General features: G+C 61.9%; 20 protein-coding genes and 1 other RNA gene. 13 read left to right on the plus strand and 8 right to left on the minus strand.

All coding sequences use genetic code 11. The features are described 5' to 3' along the window. Positions 1 to 2: 2 nt before the first annotated feature. The 3 genes from ACJO3T_RS11065 (at position 3) to ACJO3T_RS11075 (ending at position 3595) form a co-directional block, all read left to right on the plus strand. Positions 3 to 1445 (plus strand): WSD1 family O-acyltransferase, encoded by a 1443-nt coding sequence (locus ACJO3T_RS11065; protein WP_406963703.1) that lies wholly within the window; start codon positions 3 to 5, stop codon positions 1443 to 1445. A gap of 173 nt (positions 1446 to 1618) precedes the next feature. Continuing rightward, the gene (locus ACJO3T_RS11070; protein ID WP_406963704.1) at positions 1619 to 2992 is read left to right on the plus strand and encodes a class II fumarate hydratase; all 1374 of its coding nucleotides are present in this window, start codon (positions 1619 to 1621) and stop codon (positions 2990 to 2992) included. Positions 2993 to 3115: 123 nt separating this feature from the next. Beyond that, a complete protein-coding gene (locus ACJO3T_RS11075; RefSeq protein WP_406963705.1) occupies positions 3116 to 3595 on the plus strand; it encodes a CDP-archaeol synthase in 480 nt (159 codons plus the stop codon). A 73-nt stretch (positions 3596 to 3668) separates the two neighbouring features. Here the strand turns inward: ACJO3T_RS11075 and ACJO3T_RS11080 are convergent, their stop codons facing one another. Further along, positions 3669 to 4640 (minus strand): metallophosphoesterase, encoded by a 972-nt coding sequence (locus ACJO3T_RS11080; protein WP_406963706.1) that lies wholly within the window; start codon positions 4638 to 4640, stop codon positions 3669 to 3671. Positions 4641 to 4765: 125 nt separating this feature from the next. On the opposite strand from ACJO3T_RS11080, the gene chrA reads away from it, so the two are divergent. The 3 genes from chrA to msrB all read left to right on the plus strand — a co-directional run bounded on the left by chrA (position 4766) and on the right by msrB (position 7207). After that, complete coding sequence (chrA, locus tag ACJO3T_RS11085) at positions 4766 to 5920, plus strand: chromate efflux transporter (protein ID WP_406964127.1); 1155 nt, start codon at positions 4766 to 4768, stop codon at positions 5918 to 5920. Between the two features lie 181 nt (positions 5921 to 6101). Next, a complete protein-coding gene (gene msrA / locus ACJO3T_RS11090; protein WP_406963707.1) occupies positions 6102 to 6728 on the plus strand; it encodes a peptide-methionine (S)-S-oxide reductase MsrA in 627 nt (208 codons plus the stop codon). 56 nt (positions 6729 to 6784) lie between these two features. After that, positions 6785 to 7207 carry a peptide-methionine (R)-S-oxide reductase MsrB gene (gene msrB, locus ACJO3T_RS11095; protein ID WP_406963708.1) on the plus strand — a complete coding sequence of 141 codons (423 nt, stop codon included), beginning with the start codon at positions 6785 to 6787 and terminating at the stop codon, positions 7205 to 7207. 10 nt (positions 7208 to 7217) lie between these two features. On the opposite strand, the gene sorU is transcribed toward msrB, so the two are convergent. Beyond that, positions 7218 to 7532 (minus strand): SorU family sulfite dehydrogenase c-type cytochrome subunit, encoded by a 315-nt coding sequence (gene sorU, locus ACJO3T_RS11100; protein ID WP_406963709.1) that lies wholly within the window; start codon positions 7530 to 7532, stop codon positions 7218 to 7220. Between the two features lies 1 nt (position 7533). Next, complete coding sequence (gene sorT / locus ACJO3T_RS11105) at positions 7534 to 8763, minus strand: SorT family sulfite dehydrogenase catalytic subunit (protein ID WP_406963710.1); 1230 nt, start codon at positions 8761 to 8763, stop codon at positions 7534 to 7536. Between the two features lie 204 nt (positions 8764 to 8967). On the opposite strand from sorT, the gene ACJO3T_RS11110 reads away from it, so the two are divergent. Next, positions 8968 to 9732 carry a lysophospholipid acyltransferase family protein gene (locus tag ACJO3T_RS11110; protein ID WP_406963711.1) on the plus strand — a complete coding sequence of 255 codons (765 nt, stop codon included), beginning with the start codon at positions 8968 to 8970 and terminating at the stop codon, positions 9730 to 9732. A gap of 15 nt (positions 9733 to 9747) precedes the next feature. Here ACJO3T_RS11110 and ACJO3T_RS11115 read toward each other — a convergent pair whose 3' ends face one another. Continuing rightward, positions 9748 to 10749, minus strand: coding sequence for a calcium/sodium antiporter (locus ACJO3T_RS11115; protein WP_406978496.1), 1002 nt, complete (start codon positions 10747 to 10749; stop codon positions 9748 to 9750). A gap of 535 nt (positions 10750 to 11284) precedes the next feature. Here ACJO3T_RS11115 and mqo point away from each other — a divergent pair. The 3 genes from mqo (at position 11285) to ACJO3T_RS11130 (ending at position 16333) form a co-directional block, all read left to right on the plus strand. Beyond that, positions 11285 to 12772: a malate dehydrogenase (quinone) gene (mqo, locus tag ACJO3T_RS11120; RefSeq protein WP_406963713.1), complete on the plus strand. Its 1488-nt coding sequence runs from the start codon at positions 11285 to 11287 to the stop codon at positions 12770 to 12772. 243 nt (positions 12773 to 13015) lie between these two features. After that, positions 13016 to 14254 carry an ATP-grasp domain-containing protein gene (locus ACJO3T_RS11125; protein ID WP_406963714.1) on the plus strand — a complete coding sequence of 413 codons (1239 nt, stop codon included), beginning with the start codon at positions 13016 to 13018 and terminating at the stop codon, positions 14252 to 14254. A 99-nt stretch (positions 14255 to 14353) separates the two neighbouring features. Continuing rightward, a complete protein-coding gene (locus ACJO3T_RS11130; RefSeq protein ID WP_406964128.1) occupies positions 14354 to 16333 on the plus strand; it encodes a hypothetical protein in 1980 nt (659 codons plus the stop codon). Positions 16334 to 16357: 24 nt separating this feature from the next. Here ACJO3T_RS11130 and ACJO3T_RS11135 read toward each other — a convergent pair whose 3' ends face one another. The 3 genes from ACJO3T_RS11135 to smpB form a co-directional block, all read right to left on the minus strand. After that, the gene (locus ACJO3T_RS11135; protein WP_406964129.1) at positions 16358 to 18241 is read right to left on the minus strand and encodes a methyl-accepting chemotaxis protein; all 1884 of its coding nucleotides are present in this window, start codon (positions 18239 to 18241) and stop codon (positions 16358 to 16360) included. Positions 18242 to 18499: 258 nt separating this feature from the next. After that, positions 18500 to 18858, minus strand: a transfer-messenger RNA (tmRNA) gene (gene ssrA, locus ACJO3T_RS11140). A 57-nt stretch (positions 18859 to 18915) separates the two neighbouring features. Continuing rightward, on the minus strand, positions 18916 to 19398 hold the full coding sequence (smpB, locus tag ACJO3T_RS11145; RefSeq protein WP_406963715.1) for an SsrA-binding protein SmpB: 483 nt from the start codon (positions 19396 to 19398) through the stop codon (positions 18916 to 18918). A 159-nt stretch (positions 19399 to 19557) separates the two neighbouring features. Between smpB and ACJO3T_RS11150 the strand changes: the two genes are divergently transcribed. From ACJO3T_RS11150 to ACJO3T_RS11160, 3 genes are all read left to right on the plus strand, one after another. Next, positions 19558 to 21069, plus strand: coding sequence for a sodium-dependent transporter (locus tag ACJO3T_RS11150; RefSeq protein WP_406963716.1), 1512 nt, complete (start codon positions 19558 to 19560; stop codon positions 21067 to 21069). 75 nt (positions 21070 to 21144) lie between these two features. Then, positions 21145 to 21594 carry a type II toxin-antitoxin system RatA family toxin gene (locus ACJO3T_RS11155; protein ID WP_406963717.1) on the plus strand — a complete coding sequence of 150 codons (450 nt, stop codon included), beginning with the start codon at positions 21145 to 21147 and terminating at the stop codon, positions 21592 to 21594. Then, a complete protein-coding gene (locus ACJO3T_RS11160) occupies positions 21594 to 21878 on the plus strand; it encodes an RnfH family protein (RefSeq protein WP_406963718.1) in 285 nt (94 codons plus the stop codon). The genes ACJO3T_RS11155 and ACJO3T_RS11160 overlap by 1 nt, the downstream gene beginning before the upstream one ends. An 11-nt stretch (positions 21879 to 21889) precedes the next feature. Here the strand turns inward: ACJO3T_RS11160 and ACJO3T_RS11165 are convergent, their stop codons facing one another. After that, the gene (locus tag ACJO3T_RS11165) at positions 21890 to 22225 is read right to left on the minus strand and encodes an outer membrane protein assembly factor BamE (RefSeq protein ID WP_406963719.1); all 336 of its coding nucleotides are present in this window, start codon (positions 22223 to 22225) and stop codon (positions 21890 to 21892) included. Positions 22226 to 22257 lie beyond the last annotated feature (32 nt).

Genomic DNA, 22257 nt, shown 5'->3' on the forward strand with positions numbered 1-22257 from the left:
CCTTGAGTGACGCCGCCAACGACAGGGAGCCGCTGCGATTACTGCCGATGGACGCGGCGTGGCTGAATCTGGAGAGTCCGCAGAATCCGTTGACCATCACGGTGCTGATGCGTGTCGATGGTCTCTCGTTTACCGAACTGCGGGCCTTCCTGCAGCGTTACTGGCTGACCTGGGAGCGCTTCCGCATGATGCCGGTGGAGAAGGCCTGTGGCTGGTGCTGGGAGCGTGACCGGCACTTCGACCTGGTCAACCACCTGGTGCATGTGCCCGAGGCCATGGATGAGGCCCGGCTGCAGCAGTGGGTGTCCGCTCGGTTGAACCAGCCGTTACGCCGCAACCGGCCGCGCTGGGCTTTCTGGCTGGTGCCCAACGCCGAAGGCGGGGCAGCGCTGCTGTTCCGCATCCACCACTGCTACGGCGATGGCATGTCGTTGCTGGATGTTTTCGACAGCATCTGCACACGATCCCCCGATGGGCGCCCCGAATCGTTCGGAAGCCAGGAATATCAAAGCGCCCGCCGGTGGCCCCAGGTAATGCAGGCCTGCCGGGACGCTGTTTCCTCTGGCCTCAGAGGCTGGTGGGGCAAGGCTTCGGGAACGGGAGAGGGTGTGCCGGGCGGGCGGCAGGATGGCGAGCTGCCGGAGTTCCATCAGGCCGGGGCCCTGGAGCAGGGCGCGATGGCCGGTCTGCGGGCACTGAACGAGATGAGCGGTATGGTCACCGAGCCGGAGGATACCCCATCCGGCCTCAAGCGCCCCCTGCTGGGGCGCCGCCATTGCCGCTGGTCTGCCCCGGTGTCGGCGAGGCGTTTCCTGACCCTGGCCCGCCGTTATGGCTGCAGTGTCAACGATGTCCTGCTGGCCTGTGTGACTGCGGCCATGCGTGATGCCATGGCGGTTCCGGAGCGACAACTTAACCAGGCCGTGGTCCACGCCGCAGTGCCGGTGGATATACGCCGGGCCTTGCCGGAGGCCCTGAGGCCGGCAAAACATATGCCCGGCAACTACTTTGGCACCATCTTCGTGCCCCTGCCGGTGGATGGCGGCTTTGCCCTGGAGCGGCTCTGGCGCATCAAGCACGAGACACGCCGCCTCAAGCGGACCTGGCAACCTGTTATTGCATGGGGGTTGAGTGGCCTTGCGTCATTGCTGCCGGCACCCCTGCGTCAGCCTATTTCCGAACTGTTCTTCCGCAAGGCCAGCGCCGTGGTCTCCAACGTGCCTGGTACCCGCGAGCCCCGCTACCTGGCCGGCCACCGGGTGCGGGAGCAGATGTTCTGGGTGCCCCAGGCGGGGGAGATCGGGCTGGGAGTGAGTATCGTCAGCTATGCCGGCAATGTGCAGTTCGGGGTGGTGGCGGACGAAGCGGTACTGACCGACCCGGACCTTTTCCTGGACCGGTGTCTGGACGAACTGGAAAAGCTGACTGAGCATCCCTCCCTTTGACGGATGGATAATCCTGGATGGTTGTTATTGCTCTCCGGTCCCCCTACAACTAAACAGTAGGTGAATCCCTGCAAAAGTCCTGGCCCCGGGGAGGGTATCCGGGAGCAGTGCCTGGCGCTCCAGGATTTCTTCAGGGATTCCGTTGGAAACCAGCGACAACAGGAGGTAACGGCATGAGTGATACACGGGTCGAACGAGACAGCCTGGGGGATGTCCAGGTACCGGCCGACGCCCTCTGGGGGGCACAGACCCAGCGGGCGGTGGATAACTTTCCGGTCAGCGGTCAGCCGATGCCCCCTGGCTTCATCGAGGCCGTGGTGCTGGTCAAGAAGGCGGCGGCCGAGGCCAATCACCGGCTCAAGCACCTGGATGACGATCGTCACCGGGCCATCGTTGGCGCCTGTGACCGCATTCTCGAGGGGGGATTCGAGGACCAGTTCCCGGTGGACCGTTACCAGACGGGGTCCGGCACCAGCACCAATATGAATGTCAATGAGGTGATCGCTAACCTGGCCAGTACTGAAGAGCTGGCGGTGAACCCCAACGATCACGTCAACATGAGCCAGAGTTCCAACGACGTTATTCCCACGGCGATCCACGTGGCTGCCGTCAAGGCACTCCAGAACCAGGTGCTGCCGGCGCTGACCCACCTGGAAGGCTGCATCTATGAGCGGGAAAACCTGCTCAAAGGCCAGGTCAAGACGGGGCGTACCCACCTGATGGACGCCATGCCGGTCACCCTGGGGCAGGAACTGAGAACCTGGCGGGAACAGCTGGAAGGGGTCAGCCGACGCCTGGAACACTGTGGCGAAGACCTGCTACCCGTGCCCCAGGGGGGAACCGCCGTGGGTACCGGCGTGAATGCCGATACCCGCTTTGCCGGGGAATTCGTCAGGATCATGCATGACCTCACCGGCTTCCGGTTCCGGGAAATGGAGCACAAGTTCGTGGGCCAGAGCGCCGTCGACGCGCCGGTGCACCTGTCGTCCCAGTTGCGGGGCATGGCCATTGTGCTGATGAAGATCGCCAACGACCTGCGCTGGATGAACAGCGGCCCCATCCACGGCCTGGCAGAAATCAGCCTGCCGGCACTCCAGCCCGGCAGTTCCATCATGCCGGGCAAGGTCAATCCGGTGATTCCGGAGTCCGTGGCCATGGTGGCGGCCCAGGTCATGGGGCTGGACAGCGCGGTTGCCATTGCCGGCCAGTCCGGCAACTTCCAGCTCAACGTGATGTTGCCCCTGGTGGGCGCCAACCTGCTGGACATGAGCCGGTTGCTGGCCAGCAGCGCAAAACTACTGGGGGACAGGGTGATCGCCGGCTTTACCGTGAACGAGGAAACCCTGGATGAAGCCGTGGGCCGGAATCCGGTGCTGGTAACGGCGCTGAATCCGGAGATCGGTTATGCGAAGGCCGCGGAGATCGCCAAGGAGGCCTACGCCAGCGGACGGTCGATCATGGATGTGGCCGAGGAGAAGAGCGGCCTGAGCCGGGAACGGCTGGAAAAGCTGCTCAACCCGCTGGCGCTGACCAAGGGCGGCCTCTAGTGTGCCGTACCTTGCTCTCAAGGCTCTCAAGGCTCTCGGGGGCCGAGAGGGCCAGCGAGTTAACCAAACGGCACACCAGGACTCTTAGGCCCGGAAAACAACGACAAGGGAGAACGTCGGCGGATGATCATTGTCTGGTTACTGGTATTGTTGATCCTCGCCAATGGCTCGCCCGTGGTGGCCGCCCGACTGTTGGGCCGTCGTTTCTCCGGTGCCGTGGATGGTGGTCGCCGGTGGCGGGACGGCCAGCCGGTGTTCGGCGCCAGCAAGACCTGGCGGGGGCTGGCGGCCGGTTTCGTGACTTGCACGGCGTTTGCCCCGGTGGTGGGGCTGGGCCTGGCCTTTGGGGCCATCTTCGCTGCCCTGGCCCTGGGGGGGGACCTGCTGAGCAGTTTTATCAAGCGCCGTATGGGGCTTGAAGCCAGTGCCCGTGCCTCGGGCCTGGACCAGTTGCCGGAGTCGGTGCTGCCGGTGGCCTATGCGTGGGGCTCCCTGGACCTGCCAGCCTGGCAGGCGACCGGGGTGGTGTTGCTGTTCGTGGCCGGAAACATGCTGTCCTCGCCGCTGCTGTTTCGGCTGGGTATCCGCAAGCGACCGCACTAGTGCCCCGTTTGAGTAATTCGCTGACCTACTGCGTGATGCCCTTCGGGAGCCACTGAGAGCCTTGATAGCGGCGTTACTCCGGTCCCCGTGTCAGCTCATGGATGGTCACCTCGGGGGGGCAGTTCAGGCGGACGTTGACCACTGAGGTACCGGCGCCGGGGGAGGTGTAGCCCTGCATGCCGTTATGCCGCCAGTAGCCCCGGCCCAGGGCGCGGGGACAGTTGGCATCCAGGGTGACCGGGATGCCGCCGGGAAGGCAGATCTGGCCGCCGTGGGTGTGGCCGCAGAGGAACACGTCATAGCCGGCATGGGCGGCTTCGCGCCAGATCTCCGGGCTGTGGCTGAGTAGCAGCGACACGGCGCCTTCGGGAATGTTATCGCCGGCCCGCTGCAGGTTGTGGACCTTGTAGTAGTGGGGATCGTCCACGCCCGCAACGAACAGGGACTGGCCGCCCCTGCTAATGCAGTGATGTTCGTTCAGTAGCAGGCGGAACCCCATGTCCTCCAGACCGGGCACCATGCGAATGCTGTCATGGTTGCCCAGCACGGCCAGGGCCTCGCCCCGGATGACGTCCCGCAGTCGTGCCATGCCCTCCAGGGCGGCATCGACCGGTCCCCAGGTCAGCTTCCTGTAATCACCGGTCAATACACACAGGTCATACTCCAGTGGTTCGATCTGCCGGAGCACCGCGTCCAGGTTCTCCGGGTCCATATCCACGTGGAGATCGGTGAGGTGAAGAATGCGGAATCCCTCGAAGGCGTCGGGCAGCGAGGCGATCCGGAACGGGTGCTCCACGGTGGTCAGGCGACGGCTGTTGCTCTGCCCCCGCCCCAGCAACCCGGATAGCTTGAGGCAGGTACGGATAAAACCGTGGGCGGAGTAGAGGTTTTCCAGATGGAAGGAGCGGCGGTCGCGACCAGTCACCCGCTGTTCGGCCTCCTGTTCTATGCTGAGCCGCTGGCGGGCGTGTACCGGCCCCAGGCGGAGGCTGAGGCGGTATCGCAGTAGATCGTCATCAGTGGGGGCAGGAGCCTGTGCAGTCATGGATCAGTGCCCGGTTCCGTCGGTTTCACAGGAGTCTCGAAAACAGTATGGTTCCTGAGCCATAAACCGACAATGTGAGTTGCCTTCACCGTAACGTGAATTATCGCAGGAGGTCTACTGACGTGATGTCCACATTCCGGGACGTGTTCCTGGTGTTCCTTCGCCTTGGCCTGACGTCCTTCGGTGGCCCAGCGGCTCACCTGGGCTACTTTCACGACGAGTTTGTCCGCCGTCGGCAATGGCTGAGCGAGAGCGCCTATGCCGAACTGGTGGCCCTCTGCCAGTTGCTGCCCGGACCAGCGTCCAGCCAGGTGGGGCTCGCCATCGGGTTTCTGAGGGGGCACTACGTCGGAGCGCTGGCCGCCTGGCTGGCATTCACCCTGCCGTCAGCCATCCTGATGGCCATGTTCGCCTTCGGGCTTGGGGTCTGGCCGGATGCCGCCGAGGGTGGCTGGGTCGCCGGCCTGAAACTGTTTGTGGTTGCCGTGGTAGCCCAGGCGGTGTGGCAGATGGGCGGGAAACTGTGCCCGGATCGGAAGCGCCAGGGTCTGGCGTTGGTGGTGGCCATTGTCCTGCTGGTGGCGGGATCGGCGGCCATGCAGGTGGTGGCGCTGGCGATGGCGGGGCTGGTGGGGTGGGTGCTTCGGGTGCCATCGGGCCAGCAGCAGGCCTCCCTGTCGCTGCCGGTCAGGGGGCGGCATCCGATGGTGTTTGTGGTTCTGTTCGGTCTGTTCCTGCTGGCGTCGTTCCTGCCATCGCAACCGGGCTCCACGGGCTGGCTGGCGGCCGAGATGTACCGCTCGGGGGCGCTGGTGTTTGGCGGCGGGCATGTGGTCCTGCCCTGGTTGCAGGAAGGCTTTGTCGCCTCCGGTCAGGTGCCTGCCGATACCTTCCTGGCGGGCTACGGTGTGGCGCAGGCGGTGCCGGGGCCACTGTTTACGTTTTCCGCCTTCCTGGGGGGCGTCAATGGCGGTGTTTGGGGTGCTATTGTGGCCCTGCTGGCGGTGTTCCTGCCGGGGGTGTTGCTGGTGTTTGCCGGGTTGCCCCTGTGGCAGTGGCTGCGCCACCATGACACGGCCCGCTCGGTGCTGGCTGGCGTCAACGCTGGCGTGGTGGGCCTGCTGCTGGCGACCCTGTTCGATCCGGTGTGGACGTCCGCGGTGCATTCACCGGCGGGGGTCGCCTTTATACTGGCAACCTGGTGGGCATTGGCCATTGCCAGGGTGCCGGTCTGGATACTTGCGCCGGTCAGCGCATTGGCGGGTGTGGTACTGTTTTAGGTGGCGGATTGTGGTTCAGGTGTCAGGCAGGATCGCGACCGGGTCACAACCCCTGTAATAAGACTGGCCATAAGGCTATAAAGGTTACAGAATGGTCACCTGAGGTGCGCAGCAAGTCCCGTCCCGGGAACCCGGAACAGGGCATGCTGTCGAAGGCCCTGAGCATAGGAGGAAGCAGGCAATGAGTACGACCTGTAGCGTTCCAGGCTTGACCATTCCGAGGAGCCGTTTCCCGGTTCCTGAGCATGACCTGCCATCGCCGGACAACGGCCTGGCCACGACGGTGTTCGCCGGTGGCTGCTTCTGGTGCGTGGAGGCCGTCTTCCTCGCCCTGGATGGGGTTCAGGGCGTTGTCTCGGGTTATGCCGGTGGCGACGCCGACTCCGCCAACTACGAGGCGGTCTGCACCGGCAGGACCGGACATGCGGAAGCGGTGAAAATCCAGTACGATCCGGCAGTGATCAGCTACGGTGAGTTGTTACGGGTCTTTTTCTCCGTGGCACATGATCCGACCCAGTTGAATCGCCAGGGCAATGACCGGGGTCCCCAGTACCGCTCGGCCATTTTCTTCTCGTCGCCGGAGGAAAAGCGGGTCGCCGAGGACTATATTCGCCGGATTGATGAGGCAGGCGTGTACCCCGATCCGGTGGCCACGACCCTGGAACCGCTGGACCGGTTCTACCCGGCGGAAGACTATCATCAGAACTTTGCCGGCAAGCACCCCCAGCAGCCCTATATCATGGCGGTGGCTGCACCCAAGCTCAGGAAGGTCAGGGAAGTCTTCCCGGACAGGCTCAAGCAGGCCTGATCCGGCAGCCTGGACTAGGGTGGGGTGCCATCCGGCTTGCCAACAGAGGTGAACCTATGACCACATCCGCTTCAGGATACGACCTGACCCCCCTGTCCCCCGGGCAGATTGACCGTCGCGCCGCCGACCTGACCGAAGAGGAACGCTCCGTCCTGCTGGACCACGGCACGGAAAGGGCGTTCTGCGGCACCCTGCTGGATAACAAGCAGAACGGCGTCTACCACTGCCGTCTGTGCGACCTGCCGCTGTTCAGCTCCCGCTCCAAGTTCGATTCCGGCACTGGCTGGCCCAGTTTTTTCGAGCCTTTCGATGCGGATCATATCCGCTACCTGGAGGACAACAGTCTGGGCATGACCCGTACCGAAATCCGCTGCCCCCGCTGCGACAGTCACCTGGGCCATGTGTTTCCGGATGGCCCGCCCCCGACCGGGCAGCGCTACTGCCTCAATTCCGTGGCCATGGAATTCCGCCCGGAGTGAGCGAATACGGCTACTTGCCGGATACGCTGGACACGTAGCGGGCAACAGCGGTTATCTGTTCGCTGGTCAATGAGTCCCCATAGGCCGGCATTACCCCGACGCCACTGCTGACAGCGGCTTTCACCTGCTGTTCGGACGGGACCAGCTTATCCAGGTCCGGTCCGATTGTCCCGCTGGCCCCGGCATTGGCCAGCGTGTGACACAGGGTGCAACTGGGCTGGGCCTGTTCGATGAACACCTCCCGTCCCTGAGATGCCAATGGGTCAGCCTGGGCCGATGCCGCCAGCATGACAGCAGCCAGCAGCATGATCGGGCGGGTGCTCATATCAGCCGACCCGTACCGTGACTCCGTGGTCCGACCAGCCGTTGTGTCCATAACCCCGTTCGTTATCGGTTCGTCCTTCCGGCTGTGTGGTGCCACTGACGGAAGTGGCCCTGCTGACCATCCTGACCTCACCGGGAGCCAGGTTGGCGGCTAACACGAAAGGGCGCCAGGCGTAAGGGCCAAGATCCGGCCCCACGAAGCGCGCCTGTTGCCAGTCCTTGCCCCCGTTGATGGAAACCTCCACGTTGTCGACGGCTTCCGAACCACCCAGTGCCACCCCGTAGATCAGGTTACGACCCTTGTGGGTGGATTCCAGGGGGCTGGTTATCCAGGACTTGACGTTCATCTCCCACATGGACGGTTGCTCGGGTGAGCCGGATTGGCCGACGTCGCGGATACGGTAGCCGGATGCCTGGATCTTGGCGTCGGTTTCTTCCGGGGTGAAGGCCACACGTTTGACGTATTTGACGTTGTTGACGCCGTAGTAGCCGGGCACCACCATGCGGAGCGGGCCTCCGTGGGTGATGGGTAGGGGCTCGTCGTTCAGGCCCCAGGCCAGGATGGCGGTCTCCAGCGCGCGGGTGGGTACGGAGCGCTCCACCACCACGGTTTTCGGGTCCAGGCCTGCGGGCAGTTCTTCGCCGCCGGTGCAGGTGATGAAGGCCATGCCGTCCTCGACACCACCCAGTTCGCGCACCACATCCCGCAGGGGAACGCCCGTCCAGACCACGCATCCTGCGGCCCCGACGCTCCACTGGGTGCCGCCTGCGCCGTGGGGAAAGAATGCGCGTCCGTTGCCGGAACACTGCAGTACCGTGGTCACCGACTCCACGCCGATCTGCCTGAGTTCGGCCAGGGTGAGGCTGCGGGGGTTGCGAACGCCGTCAAAGGTCACCTCCCACGCGTCCGCATTGGTCACGATATCCTCAGGGGGAGAGGGCAGGTTGTTCCTGACGAATAACCGGTCAGAAGGAGTTACCACGCCAGCGCCAATGGCATCCCGATGGGTTTCCATGGTGTTGGTGCTGTGCACAATCAATGCACTGCGGTCTTTCCAGGCGGCGTAGTCAGGCAGGCTCCTGGGTTCATCGGCCCGGGCTATCGGTATCAGGCCCAGTAGCGGTACCGACGCGAGGGCTCCAGCACTTCCGAGCAGGAACCGTCGTCGACCGCTGTCCATTTGCTCACTGGGTGCCAGGGTAGAAGGGGCTGGGAAGCGTTGGGTATCCATGATCAGTTCCTTAATCCATGTTGTGTTATCCGCCAGAGCTGTCAACCAAGGAGGGCCATGGGACGGCGGGTATCATTACGTCTAGTGCGATTTATGCGGGCGGTCAAAGAATAAACAGTTCTGGTTTGCCTCCCGGTTGCTTCCGCGAGCTATAATCACCGCCCTTTCAGCATGGACCCAGGGAGCCCGGCCACCGGAACCGTCATGATCCGACTCAGATCCAACCCCCTTACTGAATCCGCCACCCTCCTGCGCCGTGTCGCGGTTATCCTCGGTTCCTTCGGGCTGACCGCCCTTTACTGCCTGCTGGTTCTGGGACGCGCCGCCGTTCGCCGGCTGGATCGGGAGACGGTGGACGCCTATACCCGTGGCTGGTCGGCCACCCTGCTGCACATGGTCCGGGCCAGCCTGACGGTTCGGGGGGAGGTGCCTGAGTTCGGTGACGGGCGGCGCTACATGATCATGAGCACCCATGCCAGCCACTACGATATTCCGGTAACGTTCGTGTCCATGCCAGGCTCGGTTCGCATGCTGGCCAAGAAGGAACTCTTCAGTATTCCACTGCTGGGACCGGCCATGCGGGCAGCGGAGTTTCCCTCCATTGACCGCCACCAGCGCAATCGAGCCGTCCAGGACCTGGCGAGGGCCAGGACAATGATGGAGAGTGGCATCGTGCTGTGGGCGGCGCCGGAAGGCACCCGTTCATCGGACGCCCGCCTGAAGCCATTCAAGAAAGGATGCTTCCACCTGGCGCTGGATACCGAGGCGGTGATCGTGCCCATGGCGATCTGCGGCATCCACCGGGTCCTGCAGGCCCGAAGCTGGAAGATTAACCTGGGCCAGCCGGTGGAGGTACGGGTCGGCACACCGATCGATACCTCGGGGATGACCAAGGAGCAGCTACCGGAACTGATGGCCCGGGTCCGCAACCAGCTTGAAGACCTGCTGGGTGACGGTGAGGCCTGCTAGTGCCCCGACGGGATGCTACAGGGGCGGCAGCCCGGTGGCCCTTGCCGCACTGACAACGGTGGAGGCCAGGTAACCGGTGTAACCGATATAGGCCGCCATCAGCACCGCCCCCTCCCAGCGCAGGATAATGCGCCGGCTGCCCAGGGCACCGTACCCCATCAGGAACAGCGCCACCGTGACCGCCATCATCACCGACCAGTCGCGGTAGAGGACCACCGGTTCTGCGGCCATGGGCTCAATGGTGGCGGCTATTCCCACGACGGCTAGGGTGTTGAAGATCCCGGAGCCGAGGATGTTGCCCAGGATCAGGTCGTGCTCTTTCTTGCGCACGGAGGCAATGCCGGCAGCCAGTTCCGGCAACGAGGTGCCGATGGCGACAATGGTCAGGCCGATGATCAGGTCACTGACACCAAGGGACTGGGCCACGTAGACCGCTCCCCACACCAGCATGCGCGAGCTCACCAGCAACAGTATCAGCCCGATGACCAGCCACATCAGGGCCCTTGGCAGGGGCATGGGGTGGGCGGCCAGCTCCGTTTCGGCCTCGCCTCCGAGGGGGTCGCCCTTGCCCTTGATGCCCTGGACGATGGACCACCCCATGATCACCGCGAAGACCGCCAGCAGTACCCAGCCATCCAGCCGGGTGAGCTGGCCGTCCAGGAGCTGCCAGCCGGCAAGCAGGGTGATGCCGATCAGGATGGGGAGTTCCTTGCGGAGTATCTGCGAGTGAACCTCGATCGGGCTGACCAGGGCGACCAGGCCGACAATCAGGGCGATATTGGTAATGTTGGAACCGTAGGCGTTGCCCAGTGCCAGCCCGGGGTTGCCGTCGGTGGCGGCAATGGCTGATACGGCCAGTTCCGGGGCGGAGGTGCCGAACCCGATGACCACCATGCCGATCAGCAGTGGTGACATGCCCAGGTGGGCGGCCGTGGCAGCGGCCCCTTCCACGAATCGGTCCGCGCTCCAGACCAGCAGGACAAGGCCTGCGACAATAGCGAGCAAGGCAAGCAGCATCAATATTCCCTGTGTTGAAAGCTCAGCACGCCTAGGAGTCTGCGCGGTGGAAATCGCGCCAGGCGAGATCGTCCCACTTTGAGGCCATTTTGACGGTCATTTGAGGCGCATAGTGGTTCTATGTAACGAAAATGAGCGCTCAAAAGGGGCCAAAGTGGGGCGATCGCAGCGGCGGGACTTTCTGCCGCGCAGACTCCTATTCCACTGAACGGGCTGGTTATTGCGGTCGTAGTTACTGGTGGCAGACGTTACCGCAAAAGTGCGTCAAACGTAAGCACCGGGGTAATCCCCTATGGCGGGGTCTGGCGTTTTCCCAGACCATCCGACTAAAGTTGCGATGACTCCGTACGTATTAGTACGGATGATAGCGCCAACACCGGAATTCCCAAGGGCATGTCTGTCGTTATGCAAATGATTGTCATGCTCAGTATTTTGTTATCCTCCCCAAAAAGGGGATAATGACCTCCTTTTCAGGGAACCGCTGCTGATCGTGGCGGCCCCGACAGGTTCGACAACTCGCTAAGGTGACTAGCAAATGGCTGTAAGACAGGCAGACGTAGTGCTGGTCGGCGGTGGCGTCATGAGCGCCACTCTCGGCATGATGCTCAGGCAGCTTGATCCGTCCCTGGACATCGTCATGGTTGAACGTCTCGATCACGTAGCCCATGAGAGCACAGACGGATGGAATAATGCAGGGACCGGCCACGCCGGCTACTGTGAGCTGAACTACACCCCTGAAGGCGAAGACGGTGATGTGGCCATCGACCGGGCACTGACCATCAATGCCTCCTTCGAGGTTTCCCTCCAACTCTGGTCCTGGCTGGTGGAGCAGGGGATACTCCAGGATCCCAAGTCCTTCATCAATCGCACACCGCATATGAGCTTTGTCTGGGGTGACGACGGCGTCAGCTTCCTCAAGCGCCGCCACGAAAAGCTCAAGGCCCACCACCTGTTCCGCGAAATGGAATATACCGAGTCCCCGGAAGTGCTCCAGCAGTGGATGCCCCTGGTGGTCAAGAACCGGGACCCCATGCAGAAGGTGGCAGCCACTCGCATTGGCCATGGTGCCGATGTGGACTTTGGTTCCCTGACCCGGAGCATGGTGACGTACCTGGAGAGCACCCCTAATTTCGAGCTGATGCTCAGCAGCCCCGTCACCGACCTTCGCAAGCGCAAGAACGGGCGTTGGAAGGTGGAGCTGAAGGACCAGAAGACCGGTGAACAGAAGAAGGTTGAGGCCGGTTTCGTGTTCCTGGGGGCCGGTGGCGGGGCCCTGCCCATGCTACAGAAATCCGATATCGACGAAGCCAAGGGTTACGGCGGCTTCCCGGTCAGCGGCCAGTGGCTGGTCTGCCAGAAGCCCGATATCGTCGAGCAGCATCGGGCGAAGGTTTACGGCAAGGCTCCCATCGGTGCGCCTCCCATGTCGGTGCCTCACCTGGACACGCGTATTATCAATGGCGAACCGGCACTGCTGTTTGGCCCGTTTGCCGGCTTTACCACCCGCTTCCTGAAGAAGGGATCGGTATTCGACCTGTTCGGCTCGGTCAAACCCACCAACCTGCGACCCATGCTGTCAGTAAGCCGGACCAATATGGACCTGACCCGTTACCTGATCGGCGAGGTGTTCCAGTCCCATGGCGACCGTGTGGCGTCCCTGCGCAATTTCTTCCCGGATGCCCGGGAGGAGGACTGGAAGCTGCAGGACGCCGGCCAGCGGGTGCAGATCATCAAGCGCACCCAGGACGGCGGCGGTAAGCTGGAGTTTGGTACCGAGATCGTTGCCGCGAAGGATGGCACCCTGGCGGCCCTGCTGGGGGCTTCTCCCGGCGCATCCACCGCAGCCCACGCGATGCTGGATGTGATACACCGCTGTTTCTCCGAGCGGGTCCAGACCGAGGAATGGCAGGCGCGCCTGCGGGAGTTGATACCCTCCTACGGCCAGTCCCTGGTGGACGACGAGGAACTGCTCACCCGTGTGCGCGAGCGTACCCTGAACACCCTCCGTCTAAGGGAAAACTGACCGTTCGTCCGGTGCCGGGTCGGTGATTTGCCGGCCCGGGCCAATCCATCTCCTTGCCGCCATATCTCCTTCCGTTATCCACCCCACGTTTTTATAGCCAACCAGTCTGTTTTTTAACTTTCTGGGCTAGTTGTATGATAAGTCTTTGTTTTTTCCGATTTCTGCCGTTCATCAGCCAAGTGGGACGGCCAATTCTGGTCTATCCTGATAAAGGCGTTATTTCCCAAATGACTGGAATCCGTTATGAGTGAGCGCAAATCGAACTTTAATCCCGACAAGGGTTTCGTGGCCTTTCTGGGCTGGAGCCTGAATGCCGTGGAAGCGGCTGAGTCCTTCGACCGTCGTTATGTGGTTGTTGCGCCGGACTGGGCAGAGGCCTATTGCAAGGAACACGATATTCCCTACCTACCCTGGAACTTCGAGCGGCTCAATGACCGTTCGGTGGAGATAGCACAAACCCTGCAGGAAATGGGGGTAGACGTGGCCATTCCGTTGTTCGAGGAAACGGTGGAGTGGGCCGGTGCCATCAACTCGGTGCTGATGGACAAGCCCCGCCTGTTTGGTCAGGCCATGCTGCTGCGGGACAAGGCCCTAATGAAGCGACGGGCCCAGCTCGGGGGCATCCGGGTAGGCATCTTTGAGGAAGCCCACGACCGGGGAGACGTTATCCGTTTCCTCAAGCGGGTGAATCAGACCCTGCTGAAGCTGGATGGCGACCCCAACGACCCGATCCACCTGAAGGCTTTTGACAAGGCCGGTTGCCTGGGCCACCGGGTGATCCGGACGCCTGATGAAGTGGATACCATCCCCGAGGAGGAATTTCCGGTGCTGATGGAATCCCACCTGGACGGCTGGGAGTTTGCCGTCGAGGCCTGGATCCACAAGGGCAAGATCGCCTTCCTGAATATCTCCGAGTACGTGACCCTGGGTTATTCCGTCTTTGTGCCGGCCACACCGGATCTGGAGAAATACCGGGACCAGATCAGGGGCGAGATCGAAAAACTGATCAAGACCTTTGATATCGATTTTGGTTTTATTCACCCCGAGTATTTCGTGACCAGCGACAGCACCATGTACTTTGGGGAGGTGGCCTACCGGCCGCCGGGCTTCAAGGTGTTTGAGCTGCTGGAGCGGGCCTATGGTTTCAACGCCTACCAGGCCCTGATCATGACGTTTGACCCGAAAACCACGGAAGAGGAGGTCAAGGCCTTCTTCCCGAAAGAGGTGGTGGATGCGAAGGGGTACGCCGGTTGCTTTGGCGTCTATCCACGCCGTCGGGTGGTCAGCAAGCTGGAAATGCCGGAGGAAACCGAGGATCACGAGTATTTCGAGTCCCACGAACTGACTTCTCCGCTGGAGGAAACGGTGACCAAGCGTACTGCCTTCGGGACCCATTGGGGGCTGGTCTATTTCTTCGGGGACGACCCCTATCGCATGAGGGACCTTCTGAAACATCAGGAGGAACTGGACTTCTATGTATAATCAACCTGAATTACTGGTACAGGGCAGAATGCCCTAAGGATTTCGGGTTTGACCAATAACAACGAACAGGCGTCGGGAAATAATATCGAACAGAAGCTGATGGTCAGGGTCCGGCGCCTGGACGATGCCATAGAACGGGTGTCCGCCAGTCCGGCCTTTTCACGCCTGTCGAAGATGCCTCAACTGATTGACAGCGCCCGCCAGGTGCTGATGGTGGAGGGCGGCTGTGCAGCGGTGGAGGTCCGGGCCGGGGTGATCGAGCGTTGTGGGGTGTTCGAGGGGTCGGACTGGGCCGAGCCCCAGATCCTGCTCCCGTCCCTGACCACGCATTCCCTGCGCAGTCCGCAAATGGAAACCGTGGTGATCGAAGCCCTCAGCGAGCTACGGCTGCTGGCTATTGCCAAGGGAGACTATCAGCATCCCCATCTGTCTATGGAACAGGCTCACCACTACCTGGCCCAGGTACTGGCCATCAACCTTGAGCTCCTGTTCGGGATGCCCACGGAGGCCGAGCGGGAGCAGCAGGGCCGGCTGGCTACCATCAGTCGTGGCGTTATCCGTCACCTGGCGGATCGTATTGGTTACGAGCACATTATCGATCGCCTGATCGACGAGATCTGGCGGGTACTGAACCAGCGCCCGATCCAGGTGGCGGGTGTGCACCAGATGATTACCCAGATCGCCGTCTGCCGTAATAACCCGGATATCGACCTCGGCAGCAGTGGCCAGGGCGCCGAGCGGCTGATCAGCAGCCTGTTCGGCCCGACCCAGGCCTGCCGGGAGGATCCCGGCATTGAGGTGTACCGGGAGCGGCTTGCCGCCATGGACAGCGTCGCCCTGCAGAGCGAGGCCACCGGTTGCGCCCGGGCTATGCACGATACCGGCCTGGTATCCCCCTACCATGGCGAGCTTGTCCGCTACCTGCAGGAACATGCGCCGTCGCTGCTGTCCGAGGCCCTGGGGCTTTCCAGTACGGGGCGTGATTGCCTGCTGTGCTATCAGGAACTGGTACACGCCATGGTCGACCAGGGCATCTACCCCCAGACCTGCCAGGGGCTGTACGGGCTGGCGTTGACGCTGGAGCGGGGTATCCTGTACCAGCCTCCGGTGGCGCCGGCGCTGTGGCGCCAGGTGCAGCTTCCGCTGTCCCCCTATAGCCGTGAGCGGATCGGTCTGGCCTACGGTGAGGCTCCGGATCCCCGGGCCTGGCTGATCCAGGGCGTGTTATCCATGCTGGGACAGCCGCTGGGGGTAGGGCAGGGCAACAACCCGACCTGCCAGTCGGCGCGGGCATTGTCCATGTGGGCCTACAACGATCCGGACTACCTGTTGCAGATGGTGGCCTGGGCGGCACGGGACGACGAGATCATCATGCACTTCGAAGGTCAGCCGGTGTCTTCCCGTCTGAGCGGGGCTGGTGTGGCACAGGAGATCACGCTGGACCTGGATCCGGTCTCCCTGCTGGTGGTGCCACACCTGGATCGCATCTACGCCGAGATGGGGCGGTTATGTGCAGATCGTGAGGGAGACCCCCATCGCTGGGTCAACCCCGAGTTCCACGGCTGGTGGTCGGGCCGGGGGTTCCGGATCAACGTGGATGTGGACACTGGTCAGCTGGACGATCTGGAGGGGTTCCTGCGCCACTTCTACGTGAGTTATCACCCCTACTACAACGGCAACCAGCCGCTGATCCATCCGCAACCGGCGGGCATCGCCGTGACCGACAGCGCCGCCCGCTTTATTGGCTGGCATGCCATCACCATCCTGCGGGTGGCCCTGGATCAGCAGGACCGGATGCGGATCTATTTCTTCAACCCCAACAATGACAGTGGCCAGAACTGGGGCGATGATATCATCGTCAGCACCGCCGGTAACGGCGAACGCTTCGGGGAAGCATCGCTGCTATTCGAGGCCTTTGCCTCCCGCTTGTATATCTTCCATTTCGATCCCCTGGAACGGGGAAACCCCGAGGCGGTATCAGCGGAAGAGATCGAACGGATCACTGCCCTGGTCCATCGTAGCTGGGGAGCAGACAGGGTTGGTGGAGAGGTGTTGCAGGCGAATCAGGGGCCGGTCTGAACCGTCCCCTGATCCGGAACGGGCTCAGGACACCCTGAATCCCGAAGACGCCTGGTTCAGGCCATCGGAGCACTGTCCCAGTGCCTGGGCATGGTTGGCGAGGTGACCCCGGACCGAGCGGGATTCCAGGGTATGGCCGTGAATATGCTCCACTTTCTGGGCAATCTCCTCCGTGGTGCTGGAGATGCCTTCCACGGACGTGACCACCTGCTCCATATCGCCGGCCAGGGACTGGATGGACTGGGTGATGCGCTCGATCACCGATACCGCCTCACCCGCGCCTTCTTCACCGGCACTGGCCTGCTTCAGGCCCTGCTCCATCAGGGTGGTGATTTCACGGGTTTCCCGGTTCAGGGCGTCGACGATATCGGCGATGCCACTGGTGGCGGACACGGTCTTCTCCGCCAGGGAGCGCACCTCGTCGGCGACCACCGAGAAGCCACGGCCGGCTTCGCCCGCCCGTGCCGCCTCGATCGCGGCATTGAGGGCCAGCAGGTTGGTCTGCTCGGCCAGCCCGTTGATGGTGTCCACAATGGTGTTCACCTTCTCGCCGGTCTTGCTCAGGCTTTCCACCTGGCCGTGGGTCTGGCGGATCTTGCTGGACAGGTCCTGCATCACCTCGCCATTGTTGCGAACCACCTGGGCGCCATGCTGGGCGGCCTCGTTGGCGTCCTGGGTGGACTGGTTGACCGTGTTGGTCAGTTTGGCGATGTCGGACGCGGTGTGGGAGATTTCCTGCACAGCGGCGGCGGCCTGCTCGGTCTGGGCCTCCACCTGTTCGCTGCTGGCGCTCATCTGGTTCACCAGTTGTTGCAGTTCTTCCTGCAAGCGGGACAGGTCGCGATTACCGTCGAGCACCTCCTGGATGACGCCGGACACATCGTCCACCATCTGGTTGGAGGCACTGCCCAGGGCATTGAACTCATCATTGGGGTTGCTCCCCACACGCAGGCGCTGGCTCAGGTCACCGGCGGCCACCTGTGACAGCAGTCCGGCGGCATCACGCAGACGACTCACCAGCGTGCGGGACGCCTGGGTGAGTGTGACCACCAAGATCACCAGGACCACGACCGAAACAATCACGATCAGCCACGCCGACGCCTGGCGGGCCTGCTCCGCCCTGGCGGTGGTCTGGGCGACGAGGCCGCTTTCCAGGGACTGGTTCTGCTGTTCGATCACGGCCTCCAGGTCGCCACCGAGGGTGGCAAGCTGTTGCTCGGTGTCGAGGATCGCGTTGATCTGGGTTTCGGCGCGTTCGAACGCTGTCGCGAACGTCTTTACGGCCAGCCCCAGGTCGTTCTCTTCCCAGTCCATGTCGGCAATAACCTTCCGCATCCCCTCAATGGCCTTGTGGGTCTGCTCTGCGGATTCCGGGGTGAAGTTGTTCAGATAGTCCGCGTAGGTAGTCATTGCCAGCTCGATATCATCGTTCATGATCGAGATGCTGATTTCCCGGAGCCCCTCGTCCATGGCCTTGGCCAGTTCTCCCCGGATGCCTTCCGATGAACTCAGCCCAAGGGTCTGGCGTTGTTCAAGCCAGTCTCGGCGAAGTTCCACATAGCCGGTAATCCGCTCCCTGATCTGCCGGGCGGTCGACTGGATGCTGTCATCGGCGATGTTGTCCGTCAGCGACACCAACTGGCTGGACTGTTCTCCCAGTGCGTCCAGTAGTTGTTGATAGGTCCCGACCTCATCGGCATCCAGTGAGGAACTGAGGTTTTCCACCTTCAGCCACTCGCTCCAGAGCGTGAGGGAGGCGTTCTCATAGGCGTTCGCGGTGGCCCGGGCCTCATAGGACTCCGACACCTGATCCAGACCACGCAGGGCCGCCAGCGCAACCAGCACCAGTCCGATAAACGTGGCCGCAATCAACAGCCAGAACTTCTGCCGCCATGACAGGGAAAGCATGCGTTTCAAGGGGTTACTCCTGATGTTGTTCTTGGGCTCGCAATACTATAGTGCACACCTTATCGGCAAGGAGTGGATTTTCTTGAAACAGTTCGTTAACGAAGTGTTTTGGTTGGGGTGATCTGCGTGCCTGGATGACACACGTCCGGAGCTGCTGGCGCAGGCCGTCAGGGAGGCGAAAAGTTGTGGGTGTGTCTTAATACTGGCAGGGGTATGAACAAAAAAGCCCCTGAAATCAGGGGCTTTCTTGCGGTTGTTTGGTGGAGACGGCGGGAATTGAACCCGCGTCCGCCAGTACTCTGCCTTGAGCTCTACATGTTTAGTGTCCTTCTATTCGTTTAACCCCAAGCGACCCGAAGGTCAGGGTGCAGGGGGCGAGCTCTTTGGATCTTAGCCTTTAACCAGTGAGCTCTGGTCAAAGGAGCAGCCTGTTAAGCTATGACGTCCTGAAATACCCGTTTACAGGCACCCGGGTCAGGACGACCGGCGGCTTACGCCGCCAGTGCGTAGTTGTCGTCGTTTGCGACTATTGCTTGCAGCTTTGGATTAACGAGATTCGCTGCCATCTCGACATGCACCCAAGGGTTCGCCACCGGCGTCGAAGCCATGTCGTCCCCTTGCAGGTAAGTATATGGGGCCAGTCCGGCCTACTTCAAGGCTTTTATGCGTCGACCTCAGCCGGTGTTGTGCTCGCGCAGGATGCGCTGCTTCTGCCGGTTCCAGTCGCGTTCCTTCTCGGTGGCCCGCTTGTCGAACATTTTCTTGCCTTTCACCAGCGCGATTTCGCACTTCACCTTGTTCTTTTTCCAGTAAAGGGCCAGGGGCACACAGGTGTGGCCGGTCTGATTGACCTTGCCCATCAGCCTGGCGATTTCCTTGGCGTGCAGCAGCAGCTTACGGTTGCGGGTCGGGTCCGCAATCACATGGGTGGAGGCCGTATCAAGCGGGGTGATCTGCGCGTTGAACAGGAAGGCTTCGCCCTCCCTGAACAGCACGTAGGCCTCGGTAATCTGGCCCTTGCCGGCACGCAGGGACTTGACCTCCCAGCCCAGTAACTGGACGCCCGCCTCCAGGCGTTCTTCAATGTGATACTCGTGCCGGGCTTTCTTGTTGAGGGCAATGGTGCCCCCGGAGTTGGCCGGTTTCTTTTTGCTCATTGAATCTATCCGTTGGACATTCGGTGTCTGTTAATGGGGATTGGTCCAGGCGCAGACAAGAGGCGGATTGTAACCCAGGTCCCGATATCGGGTCACCAGCCGGGCGAGCCGGGGCGGATATCAGTTACAATCGAGAATCCATTCTGAACAGGGAATCGAATGCCGACACCATCGACCAATGCCACCCTGGGCCTATGGGCCGGGCGCAGTACGTTTTTCTGGAGCGCCGCTGCAGCCACGATCGGGCTGGGCAACCTCTGGCACTTTCCGTGGCTGGCCAGTCAGTTCGGAGGCGGCTATTTCGTCCTCATGTACCTGTTGTTCCTGCTGGTGGTGACCCTGCCGCTGGTGCTGGCGGAAAGTGCCCTGGGGCGCCACTCCCGCCATAACATGTCACTTGCCATGGGGGCCGAGGCCAAGGCCCGCAGGCTTTCACCCCGCTGGCGGTGGGTTGGCCGGATCAGCGTGCTCTCCGGGTTCCTGGTGTTGTCCATTACGCTGGTTATTGGCTCCATCTGCCTTGCCTATGTGTTCTATGGGGCTTTGGGCTGGTTCGCGGACGCCACGCCGGCTTCCATGACCGGCCTGCTGGGTCAGCTGGTGGAGAATCCCCACGAGTATCGCGGTTTCATGGCGTGGCACCTCTTTTTTATTGCCCTGGTCGGTGTGGTTGCAGTACGACAGGTGTCGGTTGAGCGCGCCTTCCGGCTGGTCGTGCCCGTCGTTCTGATCCTGCTGATGCTGCTGGTGGGCTGGAGTCAGTGGCAGGGCCTGGCGAGCGGCTCCCTGGAGGCGGTCGTGGGATTCCGCTGGCAGGATGTGGGCTTCCGGAGTGTGTGGTTTGCCCTGTCCCATGCCTTCTATACGCTGGGAATTGGTCTCGGCGTCTGGGCGGTACTGGGGGCGTTGATGGCCCCGGGGGCGCCGCTGAAGCGATCTGTATTCATGGTGGCGTTGCTGGATACCGCGGTGGGTGTTATGGCGGGCGTTGTCGTCTACGCCATCGCCCAGTCGATGGTGGATGTCAGTGATGCCCGTGGCTTCGGGCTGGTTTTCATTGCGTTGCCTGTGGGGCTGGGTGGTTTCGAGTACCACCAGCTCCTTTCAACGGCGGTGTTTGCCGTGATCCTGCTGGTGGCCTGGACATCGGCCCTTGTTCTGGTGGAGGCAGTTGTTGCCTGGTTGCGGGAGTGGCTGGTGTCGCCCCGTCCGGCATCAGTGCTACTGGTGCTGGTGTTTGCCTGGTTGCTGGGGCTGATCACGCTGTTTTCATTCAATATCTGGTCTGACGTCCAGTTTGCGGGGCTGACGCCTTTCCGCTGGATCGAATTGATCACCAGCGGTCTGTTGATACCCTTTGTGGCCGCCGCCCTGGCCGTATTCCTGGGCTGGCTGGCACCAGTCGGTTACTTGGCCGAGCTGTTGGGGGCGCCCCATGAATGGCTGGCCCGACTCTGGCACCTTGCCTTGCGCTACCTGCTGCCGTTAGTCGTGGTGGCGGTGGGGCTGAGCTATTCCGCGGCGTCGCTGCATCCGGTGTGCGAGCGCGCCGATCTGAGCTGGTGTGCGCAGTCGACCCATGACGTAACATCCGGTTCGGAGAGCGGGGCTGGCGATTCCGGCGCCGGTGACCAGCGTTCCCGCGGGCCTGGCCGGGCCGCCGATTTCTGATGGAGGTGGGCCGAAAAATCCGGCCAAATCGGATATGATTGGCGCTTGAACCAACCCACAGGATTCTCAGTTTTCATGGCCCATCAGATAGACAAGAGTGCCCTGGTGATGCACTCGGCAGAGCGTATGTTTACGCTGGTTGACGATATTGTCAGTTATCCGGATTTCCTGCCCTGGTGCGCCGGAGCCCAAGTGCATGAACGCACTGACTCCCAGGTCCTGGCCTCCATCGACGTGGCCAAGGGTGGCATCCGGCATCGCCTGACCACCCGCAATGAGCTTGCCTCGCCGGAACGTATCGAGATGTCCCTGGTGGACGGACCGTTCCGGAACCTTAAGGGGAACTGGTACTTCACACCCCTCGACAGTCAGGCCTGTAAGGTTACCCTGCAACTGGACTTCGAGTTTTCCGGGTCCCTGTCCCGGATGACCTTCGGTCCGGTATTCAACCAGGCTGCCAATAGCATGGTGGAGGCATTTTGCCGTCGGGCGAACGAAGTCTACGCTGAGGTGGTGAGTCGCTGATGTGGGTGGAAGTGGCTTATGCAACGCCGGAGCGCCAGGAGATCGTGCCGGTGAAGGTGGAGGAAGGGGCGACCATGCTGGATGCCGTTCGCCGTTCCGGAATTGAAGACCTGTTTCCAGGCCTTGATCCCGAGGCGGTGGATATGGGGATCTTCGGCAAGGTGGTAAAAACGCCAGCCGGGCATATACTGCGGGAAGGCGATCGTATCGAGCTCTATCGGCCGCTCAGGATCGATCCCAAGCAGGCCCGGATGAACCGGGCCCGTAAGAAGAAAGAAGGCTGAGGTTGTCGCTGTCAGTAGGCAGGTAGGTCCTCAAGCATTTCCTTGTCAAGGCGGGTGAACCTATCGTCGTCATAGTGGACGGTCACTTTCTGTTTCCGTATTTTTCCACCAGCCTCCTGGAACGTATAGATGTAATACTCGACGGACGTGTCCGCAGCATTCAGGGTCAGGGGAGTGCCAAGGGCGGAATGCACCTGGGAGCGTGACATGCCCGGTTCAAGCTGGGCGATTTCCTCGTCGGTGACGATATTGCCCTGCTGGACATTGATCTTGTAGACGCCGGGAAATACGCAGCCGGCAAGCAGGGTCAGCAGGAGGATGGGTACAACTTTACGGATCGGGTGCATCAGGAACAGAAGTCCTTATAGCCGGAAATGAA

This window comes from Marinobacter shunpengi (assembly GCF_045449715.1).
GTDB lineage: Bacteria > Pseudomonadota > Gammaproteobacteria > Pseudomonadales > Oleiphilaceae > Marinobacter.

Excerpts from the sequence above, each read along its gene's own strand:
- mqo (WP_406963713.1), top strand. The coding sequence starts at position 11,285 with ATGGCTGTAAGACAGGCAGACGTAGTGCTGGTCGGCGGTGGCGTCATG.
- smpB (WP_406963715.1), bottom strand. The coding sequence starts at position 19,398 with ATGAGCAAAAAGAAACCGGCCAACTCCGGGGGCACCATTGCCCTCAAC.
- ACJO3T_RS11165 (WP_406963719.1), bottom strand. The coding sequence starts at position 22,225 with ATGCACCCGATCCGTAAAGTTGTACCCATCCTCCTGCTGACCCTGCTT.
- ACJO3T_RS11125 (WP_406963714.1), top strand. The coding sequence starts at position 13,016 with ATGAGTGAGCGCAAATCGAACTTTAATCCCGACAAGGGTTTCGTGGCC.
- ACJO3T_RS11130 (WP_406964128.1), top strand. The coding sequence starts at position 14,354 with ATGGTCAGGGTCCGGCGCCTGGACGATGCCATAGAACGGGTGTCCGCC.
- ACJO3T_RS11080 (WP_406963706.1), bottom strand. The coding sequence starts at position 4,640 with ATGACTGCACAGGCTCCTGCCCCCACTGATGACGATCTACTGCGATAC.
- ACJO3T_RS11135 (WP_406964129.1), bottom strand. The coding sequence starts at position 18,241 with ATGCTTTCCCTGTCATGGCGGCAGAAGTTCTGGCTGTTGATTGCGGCC.
- ACJO3T_RS11070 (WP_406963704.1), top strand. The coding sequence starts at position 1,619 with ATGAGTGATACACGGGTCGAACGAGACAGCCTGGGGGATGTCCAGGTA.
- ACJO3T_RS11075 (WP_406963705.1), top strand. The coding sequence starts at position 3,116 with ATGATCATTGTCTGGTTACTGGTATTGTTGATCCTCGCCAATGGCTCG.
- msrA (WP_406963707.1), top strand. The coding sequence starts at position 6,102 with ATGAGTACGACCTGTAGCGTTCCAGGCTTGACCATTCCGAGGAGCCGT.
- ACJO3T_RS11110 (WP_406963711.1), top strand. The coding sequence starts at position 8,968 with ATGATCCGACTCAGATCCAACCCCCTTACTGAATCCGCCACCCTCCTG.
- ACJO3T_RS11160 (WP_406963718.1), top strand. The coding sequence starts at position 21,594 with ATGTGGGTGGAAGTGGCTTATGCAACGCCGGAGCGCCAGGAGATCGTG.
- msrB (WP_406963708.1), top strand. The coding sequence starts at position 6,785 with ATGACCACATCCGCTTCAGGATACGACCTGACCCCCCTGTCCCCCGGG.
- chrA (WP_406964127.1), top strand. The coding sequence starts at position 4,766 with ATGTCCACATTCCGGGACGTGTTCCTGGTGTTCCTTCGCCTTGGCCTG.
- ACJO3T_RS11155 (WP_406963717.1), top strand. The coding sequence starts at position 21,145 with ATGGCCCATCAGATAGACAAGAGTGCCCTGGTGATGCACTCGGCAGAG.
- ACJO3T_RS11150 (WP_406963716.1), top strand. The coding sequence starts at position 19,558 with ATGCCGACACCATCGACCAATGCCACCCTGGGCCTATGGGCCGGGCGC.
- sorU (WP_406963709.1), bottom strand. The coding sequence starts at position 7,532 with ATGAGCACCCGCCCGATCATGCTGCTGGCTGCTGTCATGCTGGCGGCA.
- sorT (WP_406963710.1), bottom strand. The coding sequence starts at position 8,763 with ATGGATACCCAACGCTTCCCAGCCCCTTCTACCCTGGCACCCAGTGAG.
- ACJO3T_RS11115 (WP_406978496.1), bottom strand. The coding sequence starts at position 10,749 with ATGCTGCTTGCCTTGCTCGCTATTGTCGCAGGCCTTGTCCTGCTGGTC.